This window comes from Burkholderia sp. Se-20373 (assembly GCF_017104705.1).
GTDB lineage: Bacteria > Pseudomonadota > Gammaproteobacteria > Burkholderiales > Burkholderiaceae > Burkholderia.
In genome coordinates this window covers 21,287-27,783 of the sequence record NZ_JAAGPH010000112.1, presented here as the reverse complement: position 1 = coordinate 27,783, position 6,497 = coordinate 21,287, and the positions used below count along the sequence as shown (strand labels likewise).

Here is a 6,497-nt window from a genome sequence, read left to right as displayed (position 1 = left end):
AAGGCACATTGAATGGCGTCTGGGGCATTTACCATTCCGACGACGGGGGTGCAACGTGGGCGCGCTTCAACGATGACGCGCACCAATTCGGCGGCTCGGGCGTGATGGCCGGCGACTGGAACACGTATGGCAGGATTTACGTCAACGGCGCCGCTCGCGGTCTGATTTATAGCAATTGAGGTTGAGCGACAGGAAGGGGGCCGTTCTCGACGTCTACATCACGGCGCGCTGACCAACGAGCATGGGTGTCCACCGATTGGGGAGGTGGGCACCTGTGGACGACAAAGACGCTGCGTTGATCGTTTACCGCTACGGTTCGACCGCCTGCTCAAGCTCTGGCTCGCGCCACGATACATCAGGTTTGAACGTTGACGCACGATACGCGACGCGACCCCGCCGGAGCCGGGCAGCGGTGCGCCTCCCATACGCGGCTACTTCACCGCCGCAATTTCCTTCGCGCGAATCAGCCGCGCCCGCAGCACATTGCGGCTGATGCCGAGCAGCCGCGCGGCCTGGATCTGGTTGCGGTGGCTGAATTCGAACGCGACGCGCATCACGGTGTCCTCGATGCGTTCGAACAGGTTGCCGTGATCCTCGTCGAACAGGTCGCGCAGCGCGCGTTCGAGTGCGGCCTGCGCGCCGGCGGCCGGGTCGGGTTCCGGCGCTGACGTATTCAAGGCGGCCGTCGGCACACCCGACGACGCGATATGCAGATCGGCCTCCTGCAGCGAATCGCTCCGGCTCACGAGCAGCGCATGATGGATCACATTCTCGAGTTCGCGGATGTTGCCGGGCCAGCCGTGTGCCTCGAGCCGGCGTTCGGCGCGCGGATCGATGCTGCGCGGCCCGTAGCCGAGGCGGCTGCGGTAGTCGTCGAAGAAGTGGCGCGCGAGCGGCAGGATGTCGCCCGGGCGTTCGCGCAGCGTCGGCACCGCGAGCTGCACGACGTTGAGCCGGTAGAACAGGTCGCCGCGAAACTGCCCGTTCGCGACGGCCTGCTGCAGATCCACGTTGGTCGCGGCAACCACGCGCACGTCGATCGGCACGCCGGTGCGCGAACCGAGCCGCACGACCTCGCGCTCCTGCAGCACGCGCAGCAGCTTGACCTGCATCGACAGCGGCAGGTCGCCGATCTCGTCGAGAAACAGCGTGCCGCCGTTCGCGGCTTCGAACCAGCCGGGCTTCGCGCTGAAGGCGCCGGTAAACGCGCCTTTCTCGTGGCCGAACAGTTCGCTCTCGACGAGTGTTTCGGAGAAGGCGCCGCAGTTCACCGCGATGAACGGTCCGCTGCTGCGGCGGCTGAGGCCATGCACGTGGCGCGCGATCAGTTCCTTGCCGGTGCCGGTCTCGCCGACGATCAGCACGTTCGCGTCGCTCGGCGCGACCAGGCGAATCCGGTCGAGTAGCGCGACCGAGCGCGGATCGACGAACACCTGCGCGCGGGCACGAATGGATGTCGCGAGCGGGGGCCGGTCGGGCAGCGTGAGGACGGGCGCGGCGTCGGGCCACGCATCGGTAGGGGTGTGATTCACGAGTAGAAGCCCGGCGTCGGATAGGTTCGCTTGAGCGCCCATTCGCCGATCTCGCGGATCTTGTACGCGAGCGGGTCGTGGAGCGTGTGGGTGCGCAGGTTGCGCCAGTGCCGGTCGAGCCGCAGCGCGCCGTGCGTCGCGCGTGCGCCGGCGACGTCGAACATCCGCGTACAGAGATCGAGCCCGGTGCGCGCGGCCGACACCTTCGCGGCGGCCGTGGCGAGCGCGACCTGGCCGCGCTCCGCCTGGGTGAGTGCCGCATCGCGCGACCATGCGGCGTCGAGCCGATCCGCCGCGCGGTCGGCGAGCACGCGCGCGGCTTCGAGCCCGACCCAGAATTCGCCGTACTGGCCGAGGATGTACGGATCGTCGCCGGTGCTCGCGACCTGCGCGCCGGGCCAAGGCCGCGCCTCGTGCAGCGTGTAGTGCCGCGCGTCGTTGAACGCGGCTTCGGCGATGCCGAGATACACGTTCGTCAGCACGAGCTGCGCGACGAGCGGGCGCAGGCACGCGAACGGCGTCGACAGTGGGCCGGGGTCCGTCAGCAATTCGTGATCCTCGACGCGCACCTTCTCGAACGTGACCGTGCCGCTGTCGGTCTGGCGCTGGCCGATGTTGTTCCAGTCGTCGGCGATCGAGATGCCGCTGCGCTGTGTCGGCACGGCCGCGATCAGGAATGCGCGCGTCTGCGCATCGTGCGCGGACGCGATCAGCATCTGCGAATCGAGCGCCCCCGAGCAAAAGCTCTTCTGGCCGCTGAATTCATGCCATGCGCCGCGCGAGCGGCTGATCGTGCGCGCGTCGAGCGGATTCAGCGCATTGCCCCAGAACCACCGCTGGCGCGCGGTGCGTTCGAACCACGATTCCCACTGCGCAGGCGCGCCGAACAACCGCACCGTTGCGAGCATCAGGTGGTGGAAGCCGAACACGTGCGCGAGCGAACTGTCGGCGGCCGCGAGCACCCGGACGACGTCGAGCGTCGTGCGCCAGCTCGCGCCGAGGCCGCCGTAAGCGGCGGGGATGCTCAGCGCGAGCAGGCCGCTGTCGCGCAACTGATCGCGCTCGGCCTTCGGCGTGCCGCCCTGCTGGTCGCGCTCGGCCGCGGTGCGTGCAAAGCCGGCCGCCAGGCGCTCGGCGATTTGCAGCGCGTCAGGGGGCGGCGGTTCGTCGCGGGGCGGCGCGACGACGCGCAGGCCTTCCGCGCGGGGCGATACGGTAATGAGTGTCATGGCGATGAATGTGTCGGGTGGCTGCACGAAAACGGTCAGGCCGCGGCGGGCGTTGCTGGCCGGGTGCTGCGTGATCAGCAGAGTGTTCAACGTTTCGCGCAACGCGGGAAACATCGATTTCTGATAACCAATGCGGGATTGCTGCGCTGGACGCAGTCGCGCACGACAAGGTCGAGCGGCATGGCGATCGGCGGCACGCAAAGCGACGATGCAGCAGCCATGCCGGCGCTGCGACACGGGTGGGAGGCGTCGCGTCGGCGCGTGAACGGGAAAAGCGGGCGCCAATGCGTGCCGGTGGAGGCCGTGCGCCTGCCGGAATCCGTGTCGAAGCGGAAAAACCTGCCTGCCGCACATCGCGCTGCTGATCACGCAGCAGCGGATCAGCAGCGTTGTTTCCCCGAGTTCATCGCACTGTGGAATATGGTTGTGACGCCATGGCTGGCACGCTTATCGACGTGCGCGAACAACGGCGCCGCCGCGACTGGCAGTCGATCGCGATGCATTTCGTCATGCAGACGATCGTTTCCCCGCTCGATCATTGAAATGGCACGCTCCTTGCTGACTCATGACGTGACGGGTGCGTCGGCACCCGACTCGACAATGGGAATGCAACCGATGAGCAATGCAATCAACGTGGTCGCGATATCGGGCGGCCTGCAACGGCCGTCGCGCACGCTGGCGCTGACCGACGCGATCGTCACGGCGCTCGGCGCCGCGCTGCCGATCGAAACACGGCTGATCGAACTCGGCGAGATCGGCGGCCGGCTGGCCGGCGCGCTGACGCGCGCGCAGGTGCCGGCCGACCTCGATGCACAGATCCGCGCGATCGAGACGGCCGATGCGCTCGTCGTCGCGAGCCCCGTGTATCGCGCGTCGTACACGGGCCTCTTCAAGCACCTGTTCGACCTCGTGCATCACGAAGCGCTGATCGACGTGCCCGTGCTGCTCGCGGCCACCGGCGGCAGCGAGCGTCATGCGCTCGTGGTCGACCATCAGCTCCGTCCGCTGTTCAGCTTCTTCCAGGCCCGCACGCTGCCGATCGGCGTGTATGCGTCCGAAGGCGATTTCGACCAGTACCAGATCACGAACCCGGCGCTGCGCGCGCGTATCGCGCTCGCCATCGATCGCGCGGTGCCGCAATTGCGCCCGCATGCGCTTTCCGTCGCGGCCGCGTAGGCCGCCTGCGTTTTCTCTTCCGACCAGGACAAAATCATGAGCCATCCCGACTCTTCCGCCGACGGCGTCAAGTTCGCCTACTGGGTGCCGAACGTCAGCGGCGGCCTCGTCGTCAGCACGATCGAGCAGCGTACCGACTGGAGCCTCGAATACAACCAGCAGCTCGCGCGCACGGCCGAGGCGGCCGGCTTCGACTACGCGTTGAGCCAGATCCGCTTCACGGCCGGCTACGGCGCCGAATACCAGCACGAGTCGGTGTCGTTCAGCCAGGCGCTGCTGCATGCGACGACGAAGCTCAAGGTGCTCGCCGCGATCCTGCCGGGGCCGTGGCATCCGGCCGTGGTCGCGAAGCAGCTCGCGACGATCGACCACATCTCGAACGGGCGCATCGCGATCAACGTCGTGAGCGGCTGGTTCAAGGGCGAATTCACTGCGATCGGCGAGCCGTGGCTCGAGCACGACGAACGCTATCGGCGCTCGAAGGAATTCATCCAGGCGCTGAAGGGCATCTGGACGCAGGACAACTTCACGTTCAAGGGCGATTTCTACCGCTTCAACGACTACACGCTGAGCCCGAAGCCGGTGCAGAAGCCGCATCCGGAGATTTTCCAGGGCGGCAGCTCGCGGGCGGCGCGCGACAACGCGGCGAGCGTGTCGGACTGGTACTTCACGAACGGCAATACGCCGGAGAACCTGAAGGCGCAGATCGACGACATCCGCGCGAAGGCGGCGGCGAACAGTCATCGCGTGCGGATCGGCGTTAACGCGTTCGTGATCGCACGCGATACCGAGGAAGAGGCGAAGGCCGTGCTCGACGACATCATCCGGCACGCGCACGTCGAGGCCGTGCACGCGTTCGGCGATGCGGTGAAGCAGGCCGGCAAGGCATCGCCTGAAGGCGAGGGCAACTGGGCGAAGTCGACGTTCGAGGATCTCGTGCAGTACAACGACGGCTTCCGCACGAACCTGATCGGCACGCCGCAGCAGATCGCCGAACGCATCGTCGCGCTGAAGGCGATCGGTGTCGACCTCGTGCTCGCGGGGTTCCTGCATTTCATCGAGGAAGTCGAGTACTTCGGCCAGCGCGTGCTGCCGCTCGTGCGCGAACTCGAGGCGCAGCGGCAGGCGGTTGCCGCGTGATGCGGAGGCCGGTGCGCGGCGCGCGTTTGCGCATGCCGCGCGCAGGCCGACCGAACGGGTGACATCGACCGCTCTTGCGGGTCATCCAGGTTCGACGTTTCGGATATCGAAACAGGAGGCTGGCGGACGCTTCGCGGCACCGCCGGCCGGTTCATGCGCTTTACCGGAATACACATGTCCACGGAAATCATCGAAGAAAACGTGCAACCACAAGCGGGCACCCCACACGCTTCCGTTCCCGTCATCGGCTCGGATGCCGAGGCACTCGACGTCGCGCACCAGGTCGCGGCACGACTGGCCGAGCACGCCGCGTTGCGCGACCGCGAGCGCAAGCTGCCGTTCGACGAGATCGAGCTGTTTTCGTCGAGCGGCCTGTGGGGCATCACCGTGCCGCGCGAATACGGCGGCGCGGAGGTGTCGAACGTGACGCTCGCGGAGGTGATCGCGATCGTTTCGCAGGCCGACCCGTCGCTCGGCCAGATCCCGCAGAACCACTATTGCCTGATCGAGGATATCCGCCTCGAAGGCAGCGATGCGCAGAAGCGCTTCTTCTTCGATCTCGTGCTGAAGGGCACGCGCTATGGGAACGCGTTCTCGGAAGCGGGCGGCAAGAACGTGCTCGACATCCAGACGCGTGTGCGCCGCGACGGCGACGCGTTCGTGCTGAACGGCCGCAAGTTCTATTCGACCGGCACGTTGTTCGCGCACTGGATTCCGGTGCTCGCGCTCGACGAGTCGGACCAGGCCGTGCTCGCGTTCGTGCAGCAGGGTGCGCCAGGGCTGACCGTCGTGGACGACTGGAGCGGCTTCGGGCAGCGCACGACCGCGAGCGGCACGGTGATCGTCGAGAACGTGCGCGTGAGCCCGTTCGAAATCTTCCACACGCAGCGTTCGTACGACCGCCCGACCTTCGCGGGCCCGTTCGCGCAGATCACGACCGCCGCGATCGACCTCGGCATTGCGCGCGCCGCGCTGCAGGACACGATCGCGTTCGTGCAGCAGCATGCGCGCCCGTGGATCGACAGCGGCGTCGAACGCGCGAGCGACGATCCGCTGACGGTCGCGCAGATCGGCGACATCGCGTACCGCGTGCACGCGGCCGAAGCGCTGCTCGCGCGCTCGGGGCGCTTCGTCGATGCGGCGAAGCGCGCGCCGAGCGAGGAAACGGTCGCGCAGGCCGCGATCGCGGTGGGCGAGGCGAAGATCGCGACGACCGAGGTGTCGCTGCTCGCGGCGAGCAAGCTGTTCGAGCTCGGCGGCAGCAAGTCGACGCTCGCGAAATACAACTTCGACCGCCACTGGCGCAACGCGCGCGTGCATACGCTGCACGACCCGGTGCGCTGGAAGTATCACGCGATCGGCAACTACTACCTCAACGGCGTGAAGCCCGCGCGCCATTCGTGGAATTAGCCGGGTCGTG

At 67.3% G+C, this 6,497-nt stretch carries 5 protein-coding genes; 3 read left to right on the top strand and 2 right to left on the bottom strand.

All coding sequences use genetic code 11. The annotated features are described in order from the left end of the window. Nucleotides 1–431 precede the first annotated feature (431 nt). Both G3N96_RS28340 and G3N96_RS28335 read right to left on the bottom strand, forming a co-directional pair. Entirely contained in the window at nt 432–1,532 is a 1,101-nt protein-coding gene (locus G3N96_RS28340; protein WP_206139238.1) for a sigma 54-interacting transcriptional regulator, read from the bottom strand. Further along, nucleotides 1,529–2,875 (bottom strand): acyl-CoA dehydrogenase family protein, encoded by a 1,347-nt coding sequence (locus tag G3N96_RS28335; protein WP_241022862.1) that lies wholly within the window; start codon nt 2,873–2,875, stop codon nt 1,529–1,531. Before G3N96_RS28335 ends, G3N96_RS28340 begins: the two co-directional genes overlap by 4 nt. 501 nt (nt 2,876–3,376) lie before the next feature. Between G3N96_RS28335 and msuE the strand changes: the two genes are divergently transcribed. The 3 genes from msuE to G3N96_RS28320 all read left to right on the top strand — a co-directional run bounded on the left by msuE (nt 3,377) and on the right by G3N96_RS28320 (nt 6,487). After that, nucleotides 3,377–3,937, top strand: coding sequence for an FMN reductase (gene msuE, locus G3N96_RS28330; protein WP_206139237.1), 561 nt, complete (start codon nt 3,377–3,379; stop codon nt 3,935–3,937). A 36-nt stretch (nt 3,938–3,973) separates the two neighbouring features. Next, nucleotides 3,974–5,077: a dimethylsulfone monooxygenase SfnG gene (gene sfnG, locus G3N96_RS28325; protein ID WP_206139236.1), complete on the top strand. Its 1,104-nt coding sequence runs from the start codon at nt 3,974–3,976 to the stop codon at nt 5,075–5,077. Nucleotides 5,078–5,251: 174 nt separating this feature from the next. Next, nucleotides 5,252–6,487 (top strand): SfnB family sulfur acquisition oxidoreductase, encoded by a 1,236-nt coding sequence (locus G3N96_RS28320; protein ID WP_206139235.1) that lies wholly within the window; start codon nt 5,252–5,254, stop codon nt 6,485–6,487. Nucleotides 6,488–6,497: the final 10 nt, after the last annotated feature.

What these genes read in the sequence shown, in the direction of transcription:
- G3N96_RS28335 (WP_241022862.1), bottom strand. Translation starts at nt 2,875, where the DNA reads ATGTTTCCCGCGTTGCGCGAAACGTTGAACACTCTGCTGATCACGCAG.
- msuE (WP_206139237.1), top strand. Translation starts at nt 3,377, where the DNA reads ATGAGCAATGCAATCAACGTGGTCGCGATATCGGGCGGCCTGCAACGG.
- sfnG (WP_206139236.1), top strand. Translation starts at nt 3,974, where the DNA reads ATGAGCCATCCCGACTCTTCCGCCGACGGCGTCAAGTTCGCCTACTGG.
- G3N96_RS28320 (WP_206139235.1), top strand. Translation starts at nt 5,252, where the DNA reads ATGTCCACGGAAATCATCGAAGAAAACGTGCAACCACAAGCGGGCACC.